Origin of the sequence: Qipengyuania sp. MTN3-11 (assembly GCF_042851825.1) — a bacterium.
Classification (GTDB): Bacteria; Pseudomonadota; Alphaproteobacteria; order Sphingomonadales; family Sphingomonadaceae; genus Qipengyuania.
Genome location: NZ_BTGM01000002.1, coordinates 46973 through 65461, shown reverse-complemented (window position 1 = coordinate 65461; position 18489 = coordinate 46973). Strand labels below are relative to the sequence as shown.

Genomic DNA, 18489 nt, shown 5'->3' with positions numbered 1-18489 from the left:
GGCGATGGCCGGTATTGTAGGAAACCGCCGAACGGGCGATCCGGATCGATCAGAGGCAGGCTTCGAGATAGGCCTGGTCGAAACCGAACTGACGAGCCTTCTCCAGAGTGTAGGGCCGCAAACCGCTGGAGCGGAATTCGCCGAGGATCTTCCCGTCTTCGCTTTCATCCAGATATTCGAATTTGAACAGCTCCTGGGTGACGATGACGTCGCCTTCCATCCCGATGACTTCGGTAACGTTGGTCGTGCGACGCGAACCGTCGCGCAGGCGCTTGACCTGGACGATCAGGTCCACCGATTCCGCGATCTGGCGGCTGATCGCCTCCTTCGGGATCTTGATGTCGCCCATCAGGATCATGTTTTCCATACGGCCGAGGCATTCGCGCGGGCTGTTTGCGTGGAGCGTGCACATCGAGCCGTCGTGGCCGGTGTTCATCGCGGCGAGCAGGTCGAAGCATTCCGCGCCGCGAATCTCGCCCAGGATGATCCGGTCGGGGCGCATGCGCAGCGCGTTCTTGACGAGGTCGCCGATGGTGATCGCGCCCTGGCCTTCAAGGTTCGGCGGGCGCGTTTCGAGCGGCAACCAGTGCGGTTGCTGCAAGCGCAGTTCGGCCGCGTCTTCGATGGTCAGCACGCGCTCGCCCGGGTCGATCATTTTCGAGAGGGCATTCAGCATCGTCGTCTTGCCCGAACCGGTGCCGCCGGAAATGACGATGTTCATCCGGCAGGCGCCGGCGATCTTGAGGGCGGTCGCCATCTTCTCGTCCATCGAGCCGAAGCCCTTGAGCATGTCGATGGTAATCGGCTTTTCGGAGAACTTACGAATCGAGATGGCGGTGCCGCGCAGCGACAGCGGCGGGACGATCACGTTGACGCGGCTGCCGTCCTTGAGGCGCGCGTCGGCCAGCGGCGTGGTCTGGTCGACGCGGCGGCCGACCTGGTTGACGATGCGCTGAGCGATCTGGAACAGGTGCTGTTCGTCGCGGAACCGGATCGGCGCGATCGTCAGCTTGCCCTTCTTTTCGATGTATGTCTGGTCCGGCCCGTTGACCATGATGTCGGAAACGTCGGGATCGTTGAGCAATTCCTCGAGTGGACCGAAGCCGAGCAGTTCGTCGACCAGGACCTTTTCCAGCGCGAACTGCTCGCGGCGGTTGAGCGTGACCTTGAGTTCGGCGAGCACCTCGAGGATGATCGGCCGGAATTCCTCGGACAGCTCGTCCTTGGTCAGCGTCGCCGCGGCTTCCGGATCGACGCGCTCGAGCAGGCGCGGCAGCACCTGTTCCTTGATCTTGTGGACGCTCGCCTCGAAGCCGCCGATCTCGGCTTCGCCGCTGTGGACGCGATTGGCGCGGTCCGAAAGCCGCGCCATCGCCTCGTTGGTTGCGGGATTGGCGCTACCGTCGGCATCCTCGTCGGGAAGCGGCGGGAACTGGTCGCCGCCGCTCGCCTCGGAATTGTCGCGCGTCGGGGCCGGAGAACCGCCCCGCATCGGCTTTGCAATCCCGAACTGTGGACGCGCACCGGAGTTCATGCCCCCCGGTCCGTTTTTCCGTCCGAATGCGCTCATTTCCTGATCCCCGAGATCGTCTTTCAACAGAACCGTGCCGGTGTGTGGCGAAGGTCCGCTTGCGGAGCATGGTCAATATTCCGGAAACCTTGATTTTTTCCTAAGCAGCGGCGTCCGCGGCCCGTTCCCGGCTGCGGAAACGGCGGCAGCCTTGCCGGGTCGTGGAGGAAAGCCTAGCGGCAAAGACTTACGATTTCTCGGACCTCAGGATTTTTCGGACAGGGATGGAATGCAGACGGACGAGCGCCGCGGCTTGATGCTGGCGATCTGCGGCTTCGCGCTGCTGTCGGTCGGCGATGCCGTGGTAAAGACGATGGCGGGCGCATGGTCGCCGGTGGCGGTCGCGGCGCTGCGCTTCTCGATCGGCGCGGCGGGTCTTTGCATTCTCCTTTATCGCCGAGAGGGGCCGGCCGGGTTCCGCCCGCGCAATCCGCTGCTCCAGCTGGCGCGGGGATTCTGCGTTGCCGGAGCGACCATCTGCTTTTTCTCGGCGATCTTCGTCCTGCCGCTGGCCACCGCGATGGCGCTGACTTTCGTTGCGCCGATCTTCGTCGCGCTGTTGAGCGGGCCGTTGCTGGGGGAAAAGGTGCGGCCTGCGGTCTGGCTGGTCTCTCCGGCCGCCTTGATAGGTGTTGTGTTGATCCTGCGCCCCAACCTGACAACGCTGGGCCCGGTGGCGCTCCTGCCTCTGGGCAGCGCGCTCTTTTTCGCGCTCATGGTGCTTGCAAACCGTGCGAGCGCCGGGCAGGGCAGCGCCCTTTCGATGCAGGCCTTCATTGCCTTGGGGGCGACGCCGTTCCTGGTCGCGGCCGCCGCCATCGGGCATGTCAGCGGAGCGCCGATGCTCGCGGTCGGTACCCCGGACTGGACGGTAGCGGCGCGCTGCGCGATCGTCGCGGTCACCGCCAGCAGTGCGCATTGGCTGGTCTATCTCGGCACGGAACGCGCCGGCGCAGCGACCATAGCGCCGTCCACCTACGTCCAGATGGTCGTGGCAACGGTCCTGGGCTACCTGCTGTTCTCCGATGTACCCGATGCCCTGACCCTGGCCGGTGCCGCGATCATCATCGGGGCGGGTCTCGTCCTGTGGTGGCGGACACCGGGGTCCGCACCGATCGACGATTGATCGTCTCGCGCGAAGCGCTACATCGCGGGTCCAGATTCAGGGAAAGCGACGGAATATGTGCGGAATCATCGGGATCGTCAGCGGGGAGCCGGTTGCCGACCGGCTGGTCGACGGGCTTCGGCGGATGGAATACCGCGGATATGACAGCGCCGGCCTGTGCACAATCGCCGAGGGCGATCTGGTGCGGCGACGCGCGCAGGGCAAGCTCGACAATCTGGTCACCGAACTCGCCTCCAATCCCGCCCCGGGAGATATCGGCATCGCGCACACGCGCTGGGCCACCCACGGCGCGCCGACCGCGAACAACGCCCATCCCCACGCGACCGAGCATCTGGCGCTGGTCCACAACGGCATCATCGAGAACTTCAAGGAGTTGCGGGCGGAACTGCGCGCCGACGGCAGGACGCTGGAGAGCGATACCGACAGCGAGGTGGTCGCGCATCTCATCAGCCGCGAATACGAGAACGGGGCGGAGCCGGCGGATGCCGTGAGGGCCGTCCTGCCGCGACTGCGCGGGGCCTTTGCCATCGCCATCGCCTTCCGGGCCCATCCCGACATGCTGATCGGCGCGCGGCTCGGCTCCCCGCTGGTGGTCGGATATGGCGAGGACGAGATGTTCCTCGGGTCCGATGCGCTCGCGTTGGCGCCGCTGACCCAGCAGATTTCCTATCTCGAAGAAGGCGATCTGGTGATCATCGACCGGTCCGCTGCCCACGTCTTCGACGAAGGCAACGAGCCGGCCGAGCGGGAAATTCGCAGCTCGGGTGCCTCGGCAGAGGCGGTGGAGAAAGGCAATTACCGCCACTACATGCAGAAGGAGATATTCGAGCAGCCCACCGTGGTGGCGCAGACGCTCTCTTCGTATATTCATCAAGCCAACAATCAGGTCGCCCTGCCGCAGTTCGACTTCGATATCTCGCGCATTCGCCGTGTCACCATCGTCGCTTGCGGCACGTCCTTCTATGCCGGGCTGGTGGCGAAATACTGGTTCGAGCAATTCGCCCGCGTTCCGGTCGATATCGATGTCGCCAGCGAATTCCGATACCGCGAGCCGGTGCTCGAGGAGGGCGGGTTGTCGCTCTTCATCAGCCAGTCGGGCGAGACTGCCGACACACTTGCGGCGCTGCGCCACTGCAAGGAAAACGGCCAGACAATCGCCGCAGTGGTCAACGTACCGACCAGCACCATGGCGCGCGAGGCGGACCTTCTGCTGCCCACCCACGCCGGGCCTGAGATCGGCGTTGCCAGCACCAAGGCCTTCACCTGCCAGCTCGCGGTCCTGGCTGCGCTTGCCGCCCACATGGCGGTCAAGAAGGGACTGATGGATCGCGCCGAGGAGGCCGAGGTCGTCCAGCATCTGCTCGAAGCGCCCGCCAGCCTCAACGCAGCGCTCGATCACGACGACGATATCGCGGCGATGGCACATTTGATCGCACCGGCGCGCGACGTGCTCTACCTTGGGCGCGGACAGGATTTTCCCTTGGCAATGGAAGGCGCGCTGAAACTCAAGGAAATCAGTTACATCCATGCCGAAGGTTATGCCGCAGGGGAAATGAAGCACGGCCCGATCGCGCTGATCGACGACGATGTTCCGGTTATCGTGCTGGCGCCGTCGGGTCCGCTCTTCGAAAAGACGGTTTCGAACATGGAAGAGGTGCGCGCGCGGGGCGGCAAGATCGTGCTGATCTCCGATGCCAAGGGCCTGGAGGATGCCGGCGAAGGCTGCATGGCGACGATCGAGATGCCACAGGTGCATCCCCTGATCGCGCCGCTGGTCTATGCGATCCCGGTCCAGCTTCTCGCCTATCACGTCGCCTGCGTAAAAGGCACCGATGTCGACCAGCCGCGCAATCTGGCGAAATCCGTCACCGTAGAATGACAAGCCCTTGGGGCGCGTCGTTTTTTCAAGGTTTTGGAGCACCCTCATTTACGCCCCCATAACCTTTCGCGCCTAAGGCGCTGGGTGTGAACGCATTGGTCGAAAACGAATTTGCCCCCGAGGTGTGTACGCGCACTTTGCTGGGCTTCAAGAACCCCGAGCACGGCGACTGGTCGCGTGTGCACGGGCCGCAATACGCTCTTCTGTTCCAGCGCGCATTGGCCCGGGTGGCGTTGAACATCGTCGGGATCGCCTTCATCGTCGCCAGCTTTCGCGGCGCCTTGCCATGGATCATGGCCGGCGCATGGGGTGTCGCCGTGACGGCAGTCACTCTCTACGTCTATCGGCTCGAAAAGAGCTTCGCGGATGCGGACGTGAGGGCCTTCACTCGCGAGGAGCAACGAACCCATACGCTCGCCGCGCTCGCCAAGGGGGCGCTCTGGGTGGTGCCGGGAACGGTGTTCCTCGCCTATGCCGATCCCGCCATACACGGTATTGCCTGGGCCTATATGGCATTGATGATGCTGAGTTCGTCGGTCACCCGGTTCACCGCGCCCCTGGCTTCGATCAGCTTCATCGGATTGGCCGGGATCGGCTGGACCGCCGGGCTCGCCTATCACGGCAGCATCGGGCTGGCGTTGTGCGCTGGCCTGTCGTCGATGATGGCGGTCGTCGGATCGATCGAGAGCGCCAAGGCAAGTTATTCGGAGCGCTTCGCCCGTTTCGGCATGGCCGAAAAGAGCCAAGTCGTCTCGCTGCTGCTTCGCGAATACGAGGAGAGCGAAGCGGACTGGCTGTTCCAGCTCGACGCCGGACGTCGTCTGCAGAAGGTATCGCCGCGGCTGGCCTTCGCCTTGGGAAGGGACCTGGCCGAGATCGAGGGCAAGAGCTTCCTCCAGCTTATCTCCGGCCCCGCTTGGGAAACCGGACAATTTCCGGCGAGCCTCCACGACCTTGCGAACAAGCTCAAGGAACGCGAGAACTTCTCCAATCTGACGGTGCAGGTCTCTATCGATGGCGAGCGCCGCTGGTGGGAATTGTCGGGCACTCCCATCATCGACGAGAGCGGCCGATACGCGGGATTCCGCGGGGTCGGGTCGGACGTGACCGCGCAGCGGGAGTCGTCGGAGAAGATCGCCTACCTCGCGCGCTACGACACGCTAACGGCGCTGCCCAACCGGCTGATGCTGCACGAGGCACTGGGCGAGGCGCTGAAATACGCGGAAAAATGGCGTTCGCGCTGCGCGCTGCTGATGCTCGATCTCGACCGGTTCAAGGCGGTGAACGATTCACTCGGCCACATGGTCGGCGACCGCATGCTCGCCGAGGTCGCGGAGCGACTGAAGTCGATCATGAGCGAGAACGAGATCTGCGGGCGGCTCGGCGGAGACGAATTCGGGATCGTCATTCGCGATGCTTCCGACCGCGACCGCATCGATCGCGTCGCTCGCGCGGTCATCGATGCCCTTTCCGAACCCTATCACATCGAGAACCACGTTCTTTACGTCGGCGCGAGCGTCGGCTCCGCGATCGGGCCCCGCGACGGCCGTACGGTCGAGGAACTCATGCGCAACGCTGATCTCTCGCTCTACCGCGCGAAGGATGTCGGAGGCGGCGAGCATTGCGAGTACGAACCCTCACTCCATGCGAGCGCCGAAGAGCGGCGGCAGCTCGAGTTCGCTTTGCGCAGCGCTTTGGCCAAGAACGAACTGGTGTTGAATTATCAGCCCGTGGTCGACGCCAACTCCGAGAAGATCGTCAGCTTCGAGGCACTGGTGCGCTGGAACAGCGAGGAACACGGTTTCGTCAGCCCAGGCAAGTTCATCCCGCTGGCCGAGGACACCAGGCTGATCGTGCCGATCGGAAAATGGGTCATGCAGCAGGCCTGCGCAGAGGCGGCGCGCAACTGGCCGGAGCACATCAAGGTCAACGTCAACGTCTCGCCAGAGCAGCTGATCGAACCCGATTTCGCGACTACCGTAGTCCAGGCTCTCTCGCGCAGCGGCCTCGCGCCGCAGCGACTGGAGATCGAAGTCACCGAAAGCATTTTCCTTCGCGATGCGGAGGTCGCGCGGCGTGCCTTGGAACAGTGCATGGCTCTGGGCTGCTCGGTCGCGCTCGACGATTTCGGCACCGGCTATTCCTCGCTCGGCTATCTGCGCAAGCTCAAGTTCTCGACGATCAAGGTCGACCGGACATTCGTCCAGGGCGCGTCGCAGAATTCCGCCGAGAGCCTGGCCATCATCCGCGCCGTCGTGGCGATGGCCGACAGCCTGGGCATGAGCACGACCGCCGAGGGCGTCGAGACGGAGGACGAGGTGATGATGATCCGCAGCCTGGGTTGCGACAAGATCCAGGGCTTCCATTTCGGTCGTCCCATGACCGCCCAGGATGCCCTGTCGCTGTTTCCGCAAACGAACAGGCGCAAGATCGCCTGACCGGGGTCAGGCTGCGAGCAGACCCTTCAGGGCTCCAGCAAACAGCGCCAGACCGTCGGTGCCGCCATGCGCGGGATCGACCGCGCGTTCGGGATGCGGCATCATGCCCAGGACATTGCCACCCGCGTTGACGATTCCGGCGATGTCGCGCTGCGAGCCGTTGCAATTGTCCGCGTATCGGAACACCACGCGGCCTTCGCCTTCAAGGCGGTCGAGCGTGTCCTCGTCCGCGAAGTAGTTTCCGTCGTGATGGGCGACCGGTATGCGGATCATCTGGCCTTCCTCGTAGCCGCCCGTGAACACCGACCGCGTGTTCTCGACCTTCAACCCGACCGTCCGGCAGATGAAATTCTGGCTGCGGTTGCGCATCAATGCGCCGGGCAGCAGGCGCGCTTCAGCAAGGATCTGGAAACCGTTGCATACGCCCAGCACCGGCACCCCGCGTTCCGCCTCGCGAACGACGGCCCGCATGATCGGGCTGTTGGCCGCCATCGCGCCGGAACGCAGATAGTCACCATAGGAAAACCCCCCCGGCAGGGCGATGAAGTCGAGCCTGTCCGGAAGATCGGCCTCGCCATGCCACACCCGCAGCGCCGGCACCCCCGATGCCCGTTCCAGCGCAACGGCCATGTCGCGGTCGCAATTGGATCCCGGAAAGGTGACGACGGCAGCGCGCAGGCTCATCGTTCGGTGGTCTCGATGCGATAATTCTCGATCACGGTGTTCGCGAGCAGCTTCTCGCACATCTCTCCGATCGCGGCCTCTTTCGTGCCTTCGGGCATCTCGAGCTCGATGAAGCGACCGATCCTGACGTCGCCCACCCCGTCGAATCCCAGCCCTTCCAGAGCGTGATGGACCGCCCGCCCCTGGGGGTCGAGCACGCCTGGCTTGAGGCTGACGTAAACGCGGAATTTCATGTGGGGCCTCGTCGGCTGGAAGAACGCTGGCGCCTATGCCGTCATGTCGGCCCCGGTTCAAGCGGCGGCGCACGGGAGGCTCGAAATCTGCCCCGCGCGGCTCACGGTAATCGCCCCGAATATCACGGAAATTTCGTAAAGGCCCTTCCCCTCGTCGATTCGATATGTATTCTTCGGGCTAAGCCGACGGATTCTTAGAAGATCGGCAGGCGGGTCGCTGACATCGGGTCGAAACGACACGGGGGCGACAGTTCATGAGGTTTGGCGGATCGCGCTTCGCGGCGGGCGAGGCGATTTCTGACATAGTTGCGGTAGAGCGGCGATCTCGCGTCGCCACGCTTCTGAACGGCGGCGGAACCACGCTCACCGGGGCTCTCCTGGCGGCGACGGCGATGCCGCTCGCAGCGCAGACCGCCAGCGACGTCGCTCCACCGACCCGCGGCGAGCTGACACCGCCTCAGGCACGGGAGGACAGGCCCGATGGCCCCAGCCTGACCATCGACGGCTCGATGGAACGCACTCCTTGCGCGCTCGACAATCCCGAATTCGCCGGCATCGAGACACGGCTCAATGAGATCCGGTTCGTCGGGGCGGAAAAGGCTCCCGAGGTTGCCCTTGGCGAAAGCTATGCCGAATATCTCGGGCGCGATCTGCCGATTTCGGTGCTGTGCGACATTCGTGCGCAGGCCAACCAGATGCTGCAGCGCGCCGACTATCTGGCGACGGTGGAAATTCCGGCGCAGCGGATTGCGGGCGGTGTTGCCGAGTTCCGCATCGTCTTTGGACGGGTCACGGCACTGCGTGTCCGCGGCGATGCGGGCCCGTCCGAACAACTCGTCGCGTCCTATCTCGAACGGCTTACCGAGGATCCGGTGTTCAACACCGGAAGGGCCGAACGCTATTTGTTGCTGGCGGACGATTTGCCGGGTGTCGATGTCCGACTTTCGCTGCGCCCCGCCGCGGGTGGCGAACCGGGAGACCTGATCGGCGAGATCGCGGTCCTGCGCCGCAGCGCGTCGCTCGATTTCAATGTGCAGAACTACGGATCGAAGGCACTCGGTCGCTTCGGCGGCCTGTTGCGCGGTGAAGTCTACGATCTTACCGGAATGGGAGACCGCACCAGCCTGGCCCTGTTCAGCACGCTCGATTTCGATGAACAGCAGACCATCCAGCTGGGCCACGATTTTCGGGTCGGCAGGGACGGGCTGACGCTGGGAGGGAACTTCACCTACAGCTGGACCGACCCCGACGTGAACCTGCCCGGCTTCGATGTCCAGTCGGAGACCCTGCTGGCCTCGATCAACGCCGCCTATCCGCTTCTGCGCAGCCGGCAGGCTTCCATGGTGGCAGGTGCGGGCTTCGACTATGTCGACCAGGACGTCGAGGTGAACGATCTCGGATTGTCGCGCGATCGCGTGCGCATGCTCTGGGCGCGGATCGACGGCGTCGAGTTCGACAGCGACAGCATCGTCGGGGTCGGCGGCTATTCTCTTTACGAACCGCGCTGGAGGGTCGGGGCGGCGCTCGAGCTGCGCCAAGGTATCGACATCTTCCATGCTAGTCCGGATTGCCGCCCGAACCTGGCTGGCTGTACCGCGGGAGGGTTCGTGCCGCCAAGCCGGATCGAGGCCGATCCTACTCCCTTGCTGGCCCGCTTCGAAGGGGCAGCGGAATATCGACCCGTGCCTCGGGTCAAATTCCAGCTCGGCGTCGAGGCACAATATTCCGGCGATGCTCTGCCCGCCTTCGAGGAGTTTGCGGCCGGCACCTATTCGATCGGGCGCGGTTACGATCCTGGCAGCGTCCTCGGAGACAGCGGCGTGGGCGTGTCGCTCGAAGCGGCGTTCGGCAGTCTGGCGCCCCGCACGGCCATGGGGCTGGCGGTCCAGCCCTATGCTTTTACCGATGCCGCATGGGCTTGGAACGAGGACCCGAGCCGGAGCCCGCTCAATCCCGATCGGCTGTGGTCGGTTGGCGGCGGCGTCCGGCTGGCCTGGGGCGGGACGATGCAGGCCGACCTCGCGGTCGCGGTCCCGCTCGAAAAGCCCGATTTTCAGGCCTCGCGCGGCGATGTCCGCGTGCTGATGTCCATCACCACCCGTCTCTTCCCATGGAGATTCTGATCATGAGTCGCACCCGCTCGATCCGCACCGGCTTTTTTCTCGGCATCGCAGGATCCGCGATCGCCGCGGCGCTGGCGATGCCGCAGGCCGCGCGAGCGCAGGCGTTCGACGCGACGCCGCAGGTGGTTGCGGGCCAGGGAAGCGCGACGTTCGACCGTACGGTCCCCGGGCAGGAGACCATCACGGTCACCAGTCCCACGGTCGTGATCGACTGGAATCCGAACCAGGACCAGGCCGGCAATGCGTTCACCTTCCTGCCCGTCGGTCACACGGCGACATTCCAGAGCGCGCCGGGTCAGGGCGGATTCGCCGCGCTCAACCGGATTCTTCCATCCGCCAACAACAACGTCGTCGTTTTCGACGGAACGGTCGTGAGCCGACTGCAGGACAGCGCCGGCAATTTGTCGCCCGGTGGCTTCGTGGCCTTCTATTCCCCCACGGGTATTCTCGTCGGCAGTTCTGCGGTGTTCGATGTCGGCCGACTGATGCTGACCAGCCTGGCTCCGGACCTCGCCAGCTTCAATTCCTTCGCCACCAATGGCGGAGCGTTGAGCCTGACCGGCGCGAGCGGCCAGACATCCGGAGTGACGATCGCTTCCGGCGCGCAGATATCGGCGCTGGCAGAGGGCAGCTTCTTCGCCATCGCGGCGCCGCAGATCACCATGGGTGGGACGGCGCGTATCAATGGCTCGACCGCCTATGTCGCGGGCGAGCAAGTCAGCCTGACCTATTCGAACGGGCTGTTCGATATCCAGGTCCCGGTCGGCACCGTTGTCGGCGACGCCATCGTTCACACCGGTTCGACCGGGGGGCCGGCGAGTGGCGGGGCCGGCGACGAACATGTGATCTACGGGGTCGCCGCGGCGCAGACAGACCCGATCCGCTTGCTGTTCAGCGGCAATCTCGGGTTCGATCTGGTCAACGGCGCCAGCATCGACAACGGCGATATCATCCTGTCCGCCAATTACGCGGTCGCCGGCAAGACCGTGAACGGTACCAGTGCCGATGACGGGATAAACGACAACCGTCCGGCGAATCAGGAGATCGGCGGAGGCGGTACGGCGGAAATCTTCGCGACGTCACTCAGCGTCACGTCCGACCTGTTCATGTCATCGCCCGACCGGGCGGTTCTCGGTGCAGATCCTTTCGAAGCGGGGCCGACGGGCGCAGCCTCCATCACCGGCAACGTGATGGTTTACGGCGGCAGGAGATCGGTCATCGGGGCGAACGCCTCCACGCCGATAGACATCACCGGGGACGTTTGGGTCTCAGCGAGAGCAGCGGGCCTCGAAGGCCTCAACCTTGCTCCGGGCGCTATCGACGCCGTCGCGGGCCAGGCTTTCATCGCCGGATTTCAGGGTAGCACGATCAATATCGGTGGCGATGCTGCTGTGGTTGCGGATGCCTTTGCGGGCCGCGACAGCGCAACCAACGTCGCCGGTCGCGCGACGGCGGTCCGTTCCAGTCAGGTCGCGACCTTCGGTACCTTGAATATCGGAGGATCGTTGCTCGTGTCCGCAAATGCGAGCGGCGCGAATTTTGCAGATCCATTCCTGACCGCCGGCGATCTTACGGCGGGCGGGGCAGACGCCTTCGCGTCGGCAGGCGGAACGTTGAGCGTTGGAGGCTCCGTCACGCTTTCAGCAACGGCAAGCGGGCTCGGCGGTGCAAATTCGACCGGTGGCCGAGCGTTTCTGGGTGCGAGCGGCGGCACTACGAACGTGACCGGCGATGTCGTACTCGATACTTTTGCTGCCGGTGGTTTCTCGGTCGCCAACGCCGGTGGGCGGGCGACCGGCGGAACTGCGGAAATTGCAGTCGCCGCCAACGGCAACATGGCGATTGGAGGAAACGCGACTCTCTTCACCAGCGCCCGGGGCGGAGGAACCTCTTCCCAAGCCGCGGGGGCGGATGGAACTGCCGGTAACAGTCTGGTGATCGTCCGCGAAACCGGTGGGTCGCTCACGATCTCCGGTGATCTCGCGATTTCGAGCAACGGTATCGGCGGTGAAAGTGCCGGGGATGGCGGTAACGGCATAGGGGGCGGCGCGCGACTTATCGGAAATGGCGGTACGATCGGTGTCGGCGGAAATTATAGCACAAGTGCCTCGGGAATCGGCGGTACGGGAAGGAATGGTGGCGACGGGAGGGCGGGGGTCGCCGGCGCCTTGGCTGAAGACGCGGGTCAGACTGGCGCCACCGGTGCCATCGCAATCGACGGCTTCGTTTCCGCGAGCGCCAATGGTACCGGTGGGGCGGCGAGCGGGGCCGGCGGACGTGGCGGCGACGGGCGAGGTGGAAACGCATTTCTCCAGGCCGAGGGAAGTTTCGGCGACACACAGCCGGGATCAATCGTGGTCGGCGGCGATGCCACCATCAATTCTACTGGCACCGGGGGCGCCGGCGGAGCTGGCGACGCCGCCCAGTCTATTGCTCCCGGTCAAGGCGGCGACGGTTTCGGCGGGCGCCTCTCGGACCCGAACGCGTCGGACCCCGCATTGGGCAACGGCGCCTTCCTCCTTGCCGCTCGCGATCGGGGCAATATCTCCGTCGGCGGAATTGCCGGTGTCTTCGCCAATGCCTTCGGGGGGCGTGGAGGAGCGGGCGATACCGGCCAGGCCGGTGGGCAGGGCGGGCTGGCGCTCGCGGGTCTCGCGCAGGTCGGCCTCGCCATACTCGGTGGCAGCAGCGCGGTCGGCGAGGGCAGCCTTTCCCTGACGGACGGCGATTTTGGCGCCAATGCTTTCGGCGGTGCGGGTGGCACGGGGAACGGCGCGCAGGATGGAATAGGCGGTAGCGCGCAGGCCGGCCTGTCCTTCCTTGGCGGGGGTGCCGGAACGATAAGCGTCGGCACGATCAACAACCTCGCTTCCGCACGCGGCGGTGACGGCGGTACGGGCGGAGCCGCGACCGGCGGCGAAGCTTACGCCAGCACAGTTGCGGGCGGGTCGCTGACGGCGGTCCAGATTGCAAACGAGGCGAACGGGGTAGGCGGAGCAGGAACCGCCGCCGGTGGAGCGGGCACGGGCGGAACCGCGGCCTTCGAAGCGGCCGGCTCCATTCTGGTTCTGTCGGGCTCGGGCCAGAGCTTCGCGACGAGCCGCGGCATCGGAGGAACGGGAGCCGCATCGGGAGCGGCGCAGGGCGGGACCAGCGTGCTCTCGGTGACGGGTTCGTCCACCGTGCAGGTCCCCGGATCGCTCGCGCTGGTAACAAGCGCCTCCAACGCGGGAACTTCGCAGGATGACGGGACCGGACCCGGCGATGTTTCCGGCGGCGCGGCGACGATCGAGATTGCCGGAGGGACAGTCGAGATCGCAAATCTTTCCGTGCAGGCTTCGACGACCGGGATCGGCAATCTCACGGCGGGCGTTCTGGACATCGGTATCACCGGCGGCGTCCTGTCCGTTGAGGATCTCCAGGTCGTGGCTATCGGAACGCAGGCGGACACGGGCTCGCGCATCGCCGCCACCGGCGGCTCGCTGCTCGTCGGCGATACAATGACCGTCAACGTCGCCGGCGATCTCGACATCGAGACCGCGGCCGGAAACATCATCGGCGGTCCCGCAGCAGACGCGCCGACGGCGAATATCACCGTTCGTGCAGGCGGTACGATCACCATCGCCGGGGACAACGACGCCTTGATCGGCTTTGGTGGCAACTCACTGGCACTGACATCGCGAGAGCTCGACATCCTCGCCGGGGCGCGGATAGGGGCGAACGCGGTTCGCATTGCCACGCTTGCGACGGGGTCGCCGGCGATCATCGGCGGTTCGACGGAGGAAGCGGGCTATACCCTCACGCAGGACGAGCTTGCGCGGATCGAGGCTGGTTCCGCCATTCTCACCGTGGCCGAAGACCCCGGGCTGACAGGTCCCGATGCCATCGTCCGCGACCTCACCATTCTCGGCTCGCTCGACGATGGGCCGGGACAGGTGACCCTCACCTCGAGCGGTCATATCCGCATCGAAGGCGAGCTCAGCTACACCGCTGCGGGAGCGGACGACAGCCTGACGGTCAACGCCGACGAGCGGCTCGAGATCATCACTCCGACCGGAAGTATCTCCGTGACCGGGCTCGACGGTGAGCTCGCCGGCCAGTTGACCCTCGTCTCCAGCAATCTGGTGGCTGCCGCGCTCGATACCGCCCAGCGGCTGGCTGCCGATCCGAATTTCGCGGGCCGGGACGATGCGTTGCGCACCAATCCCAACGCTCCCAACCTCGAGGGCGCGATCCGGGCCGAGGGGGTCGCGTTGCTGGGTAGCGGGAACATCTTCATCCAGAACACCGGGACTCAGAACGATTTCGCCGGCGTGACCGTTGGCGGCGGAGGTCTCATCGTGGGTCGTCTGGTGCCTTCGGGCGGCGGGGGCGGCGGCGCGGTGAATCCCGACGGAATTTCCTTCGTCGGCATGCTGATGTCGCCGGATGGCGTGCTGATCTTCACCTTCACGCTCGACAGTCGCAAGCAGGTGACCCTGCGGAGCTATTCCTACGCCGGGGGCACCAATTCCGCGGGTCAGACGATCCCTGCGGGCGGCTTCGACCCGATCCTGGCGCTGTTCAGCTCGCTCGGCAACCTCATCGACCAGAACGACGACGGGGGCAGCAACGTGCCGACGGACCCGGTGACGGGGAACAATTACGACGTCTTCTTGCAGACCATTCTCGACCCGGGCGAATACCAGGTCGCGGTCTCGGTCTTCCCCAATTTCGCCACCGGTCCGACCCTTGCCGACGGTTTCGATGGCGCTGACAGTTTCGGGACGAATCGGACGCCGAATTTCGCTTTCGACGTGATCGGTGCCGATGCCGCCGAAGGGCCGGGCGGGGTCGGCGGGCCGCTTACGGTTGTCGCGTTCGGTCGGCGGGCGAATGCCGACGGCACCTCGGTGACCGGCGCCGATTTCTTCGGTCAAATCGACTTCGGCGTGCAGGGCGGGGTTGCTTATACGGAAGGTTCGACCTTCAACACCTGCGCCATCCCGGCCGGGTGCGCGCCGCCTCCTCCGCCTCCGCCTCCTCCGCCTCCGCCACCTCCGCCGCCGCCGCCCCCTCCGCCTCCACCCCCACCCCCTCCCGTCACGGTCATCGGCACGATAAACAGCCCCTCGACGGTAACGGCGCCGGTCCTCCTCGCCCCTGTCGAGGCGTCGGAAGACGAGGCGGATGTCACCTTCGGCGAGAGCTTCCCGAATTTCGTCGAGACGCCGCTCCTAAGCACCGATCCGCTGGTGGACGATCCCGTCGCCAGCGGGGGCGATGCTGCCTTGTTCGCCCTGACCGACAATGAGACCGACGCCGAGGAGGACGATGAAGACGACGAGGATGGAAACGACGGGGAGAACAGCGATGCGCAGTAATTCTGTCCGGCTACGGGCCTTCTCTCTCCTTCTCCCGACGACTTTCGCCGTGATCGCTCTTCCGGCAAAAGCGCAGCCGGTCGATTATCGCGACAGCTTTCCGGTCGGATCGAACGGCCTGTGCGAAGCACAGATCCAGGCACCCAGAGAGGGTGGCAACCTCTTCGACCGGCGATACTCGGTAATCTGCCGCGATGCCGCTGCTCCCATAGGGACGTTGAGCGTGGAGCGCGAAAGCGATCTCCAGGCCCGCCTGCAACCTCTGGGCGACTGCATAGAGCAGCAGGATGTCGAAATGCCCACTGGCCTTGCGGAAGGAAGGGCCTTTCTTTGCAGCGATGGCGAGACGGGCATCCGGCGGATCGTCCTCACCGGAATGCAGGGAGCACGGCGAATCATCGCCGAAACCATCGTCGCATACCGTGATGCCGCGCGGATCGGGCTGGCGTCGCTCGTGGCCAACGAAGTGGTCGAAGGCGAGATCGAGATCCCGCTGACTCAGGCAAGTGACGCGCGGGCCTTTGCCCGGGCGCAGGCCCAGTCGATCGACGCCAATGCCGCACTCGGCGAGGCATATCGCCGCTCGAACATGGGCAATTTCGCCGAAGCCGCGGAATTCTTCGCGCAATCGGCGGCCGCGCTGACCGGAGACGGCGCGATCGAGGCGCAGCTCAATGAAGCGCTGCAGCAGTCCAACCTCGGAAACTTCGGCACGGCAGAGGATATCTTCAACGCGCAGCGCGGTGCTGCTTCCGCCGACCCGGTTCTCGCCCGGCTGTTGCGCAATTACGAAGCGATCCATTTCCTCAATGTCGGCGACAGCACGGGTGCGCTCGTCATCATCGATCGCCCGCTCGTGCGGCAGGCGGTCCGCGACCAGTTGGCGGAACTGGTGATCGGCGACGATCTGGCGCGGCGGCTGTCCGCCGAGCAGGGCGGGCTGTTCTCTTCCGCGGAGGAGCTGACACCGCTCGAGCGCGCCGAACTGCTCGACGGGCAGGCACGCTACATTCGCGCGACGGCCTTGCGGATCGAGGGCCGCGACGCGGAAGCCGCGGCGGCGCTGCAGGACGCCGATGCGGCGCTGTCCGCGGTGCGGGGCGGTCGCATCGTCTCCATCCTGTGGCTGCGTGCTCAGGTCCTCGGCGAGCTTGCGGAGAACCGCGAGCGCATGGGGCAGATCGTCGAAGCCGAGGCTCTCCACCGCGAGGCGATCGCGCTGCTGGAACAGAATTACCCAGGATCGCCCGCCCTGCTGAGCGCGCGGGCACAGCTGGCCGGACTGTTTCTGAGGACCGGACGCACTGCCGAGGCACGGGCGACCTATCGCGAACTGGTCGACAAGGCGGAGGGGACGCCTTCGCCCTCTTTGCGGGCACTGATGCGGCCTTATTTCCGTCTGCTGAGCCAAGACGAAAGCGACCCGCAGGGTGCGGCGGCGGAGATGTTCCTCGCCAGCCAGTTGCTCCTGCGACCCGGCCTTGCGCAGACCCAGGCGGTTCTCGCGCGGGAGCTTTCCGCCGGCGACGACGAAGCGGCGCAGCTGTTCCGCCAGGCCACCAATCTCGCGCGCGCGGTCGAGCGGGTGCGCAACGGGCTGGCGCAGATCGAGGGCCGTGAAGCCGAAAGCCCGGAAATGGCCTCGCGGATCGCCGCGCGAAAGGCCGAGCTCGAAGCGCTGGGCACGAGGCAACTGGCCATGCAGCAGCAGCTTGCGGAATACCCGCGCTACCGCGTGATCTCGGATGGCCGCATGACCCTCGAGGCGATGCGGGAGACCCTTCGTGAAGGGGAGGGCTACTTCAAGCTGGTCGCACTCGACGACGCGCTCTTCGGCATCTACGTCGATGCGGAGGCCGCGACGGCCTATGCGATCGAGGGCAGCGCCGACGATCTGGAGGAGCGGGTCGAGACGATCCGATCGAGCATCGCGATCGTGGAGAATGGCGAGACAGTCACTTATCCCTTCGATATGGCGACCGCACGGGAACTCTATCTGACGCTGTTCAAGCCGATCGACGCCCAGCTACGCAATCTCGGTCACCTGGTCTTCGAGCCCGATGGTGCCATGCTCAAGCTGCCCGCGAACCTGCTGGTGATGAACGACGAGAGCGTCGCACGTTACCGGGCCCGGGTCGACGATGCGGCGGGGGATCCCTACGATTTCACCGGGACGGAGTGGCTCGGGCGCAAGATGCGGGTCAGCACCAGCGTCTCGCCGACATCGTTCCGCGACGTGCGCCGGGCGCCGCGGTCGTCCGCCGCGAATGCCTATCTGGGCTTCGGCGAAAACGAACCCGTCGGCCCGGTCGCGACGATCGGCAGCGGCACACGCTCGGCCCTGGCCGGGGGCGAGAACTGTCTTTGGGCGCCGGCCATCTGGAACGATCCGATCGACGCCACCGAACTGCGCGTCGCGGCCGACGTACTGGGTCGCGGCCGTCCGCGGGTCGTGACCGGCGGTGCCTTTACCGATCTCGCGGTCAAGCAGATGGAGGATCTGGGCGATTACCGGATCATCCATTTCGCCACCCACGGCCTTGTCACCGCGCCGCAGGAAGGCTGTCCCCCGCGGCCGGCGCTGCTGACTTCCTTCGCCGACGACGGTGCCGTGGCTGCGGCGGAATCGGATGGCCTGCTCTCCTTTGCCGAAATCTACGACCTCAAACTCGATGCCGATCTCGTGATCCTTTCGGCGTGCGATACCGCGGGAACCGCGACCGTCGGCGCGACCCGCGAGGCGGGGGTTGCCAGCGGCGGCGACTTCGCGCTCGACGGGCTGGTGCGCGCCTTCGTCGGGGCCGGTGGACGCTCGGTGGTGGCGAGCCACTGGCCCGTCCCCAATGATTTCGACGCGACGCAGATGCTGATCACCGGCATCTTCACGCTTGGAAACGGCAACTCGACCGGCGAAGCGCTGCGCCTCTCGCAGGAAATTCTGATGGATGCGCCGGAGACCTCGCATCCATTCTACTGGTCAGCCTTCGCCATCGTGGGCGACGGGGAGATCGCGGTGACCCGGGCATCGCAGGCCGAGCGCGCGGAGCAGATCGCCGCGCGCTGATCAGGTTGC

General features: G+C 65.4%; 9 protein-coding genes. 6 read left to right on the top strand and 3 right to left on the bottom strand.

Annotated elements, in window-relative coordinates:
* Nucleotides 1-49: 49 nt before the first annotated feature.
* Entirely contained in the window at nt 50-1570 is a 1521-nt protein-coding gene (locus ACGHN1_RS07525; protein WP_390549950.1) for a CpaF family protein, read from the bottom strand.
* A gap of 229 nt (nt 1571-1799) precedes the next feature.
* On the opposite strand from ACGHN1_RS07525, the gene ACGHN1_RS07520 reads away from it, so the two are divergent.
* The 3 genes from ACGHN1_RS07520 to ACGHN1_RS07510 all read left to right on the top strand — a co-directional run bounded on the left by ACGHN1_RS07520 (nt 1800) and on the right by ACGHN1_RS07510 (nt 7013).
* Entirely contained in the window at nt 1800-2696 is an 897-nt protein-coding gene (locus ACGHN1_RS07520) for a DMT family transporter (RefSeq protein WP_390549948.1), read from the top strand.
* A gap of 55 nt (nt 2697-2751) precedes the next feature.
* Nucleotides 2752-4575, top strand: a complete 1824-nt coding sequence (glmS, locus tag ACGHN1_RS07515) for a glutamine--fructose-6-phosphate transaminase (isomerizing) (protein WP_390549945.1) — start codon at nt 2752-2754, stop codon at nt 4573-4575.
* An 86-nt stretch (nt 4576-4661) separates the two neighbouring features.
* Complete coding sequence (locus ACGHN1_RS07510) at nt 4662-7013, top strand: putative bifunctional diguanylate cyclase/phosphodiesterase (RefSeq protein WP_390549943.1); 2352 nt, start codon at nt 4662-4664, stop codon at nt 7011-7013.
* A gap of 6 nt (nt 7014-7019) precedes the next feature.
* Here the strand turns inward: ACGHN1_RS07510 and purQ are convergent, their stop codons facing one another.
* Nucleotides 7020-7697 (bottom strand): phosphoribosylformylglycinamidine synthase subunit PurQ, encoded by a 678-nt coding sequence (purQ, locus tag ACGHN1_RS07505; protein WP_390549941.1) that lies wholly within the window; start codon nt 7695-7697, stop codon nt 7020-7022.
* Nucleotides 7694-7930, bottom strand: a complete 237-nt coding sequence (gene purS, locus ACGHN1_RS07500) for a phosphoribosylformylglycinamidine synthase subunit PurS (RefSeq protein ID WP_390549939.1) — start codon at nt 7928-7930, stop codon at nt 7694-7696. The genes purQ and purS overlap by 4 nt, the downstream gene beginning before the upstream one ends.
* A gap of 254 nt (nt 7931-8184) precedes the next feature.
* On the opposite strand from purS, the gene ACGHN1_RS07495 reads away from it, so the two are divergent.
* The 3 genes from ACGHN1_RS07495 to ACGHN1_RS07485 are packed head-to-tail and all read left to right on the top strand — an operon-like array spanning nt 8185 to nt 18480.
* Nucleotides 8185-10053 (top strand): ShlB/FhaC/HecB family hemolysin secretion/activation protein, encoded by a 1869-nt coding sequence (locus ACGHN1_RS07495; RefSeq protein WP_390549937.1) that lies wholly within the window; start codon nt 8185-8187, stop codon nt 10051-10053.
* 2 nt (nt 10054-10055) lie between these two features.
* Nucleotides 10056-15416: a beta strand repeat-containing protein gene (locus ACGHN1_RS07490; protein WP_390549935.1), complete on the top strand. Its 5361-nt coding sequence runs from the start codon at nt 10056-10058 to the stop codon at nt 15414-15416.
* Nucleotides 15406-18480: a CHAT domain-containing protein gene (locus ACGHN1_RS07485; protein WP_390549933.1), complete on the top strand. Its 3075-nt coding sequence runs from the start codon at nt 15406-15408 to the stop codon at nt 18478-18480. The genes ACGHN1_RS07490 and ACGHN1_RS07485 overlap by 11 nt, the downstream gene beginning before the upstream one ends.
* The last annotated feature ends 9 nt before the right edge of the window (nt 18481-18489 follow it).

What these genes read in the sequence shown, in the direction of transcription:
- purS (WP_390549939.1), bottom strand. Translation starts at nt 7,930, where the DNA reads ATGAAATTCCGCGTTTACGTCAGCCTCAAGCCAGGCGTGCTCGACCCC.
- ACGHN1_RS07495 (WP_390549937.1), top strand. Translation starts at nt 8,185, where the DNA reads ATGAGGTTTGGCGGATCGCGCTTCGCGGCGGGCGAGGCGATTTCTGAC.
- ACGHN1_RS07525 (WP_390549950.1), bottom strand. Translation starts at nt 1,570, where the DNA reads ATGAGCGCATTCGGACGGAAAAACGGACCGGGGGGCATGAACTCCGGT.
- purQ (WP_390549941.1), bottom strand. Translation starts at nt 7,697, where the DNA reads ATGAGCCTGCGCGCTGCCGTCGTCACCTTTCCGGGATCCAATTGCGAC.
- ACGHN1_RS07520 (WP_390549948.1), top strand. Translation starts at nt 1,800, where the DNA reads ATGCAGACGGACGAGCGCCGCGGCTTGATGCTGGCGATCTGCGGCTTC.
- ACGHN1_RS07490 (WP_390549935.1), top strand. Translation starts at nt 10,056, where the DNA reads ATGAGTCGCACCCGCTCGATCCGCACCGGCTTTTTTCTCGGCATCGCA.
- glmS (WP_390549945.1), top strand. Translation starts at nt 2,752, where the DNA reads ATGTGCGGAATCATCGGGATCGTCAGCGGGGAGCCGGTTGCCGACCGG.
- ACGHN1_RS07485 (WP_390549933.1), top strand. Translation starts at nt 15,406, where the DNA reads ATGCGCAGTAATTCTGTCCGGCTACGGGCCTTCTCTCTCCTTCTCCCG.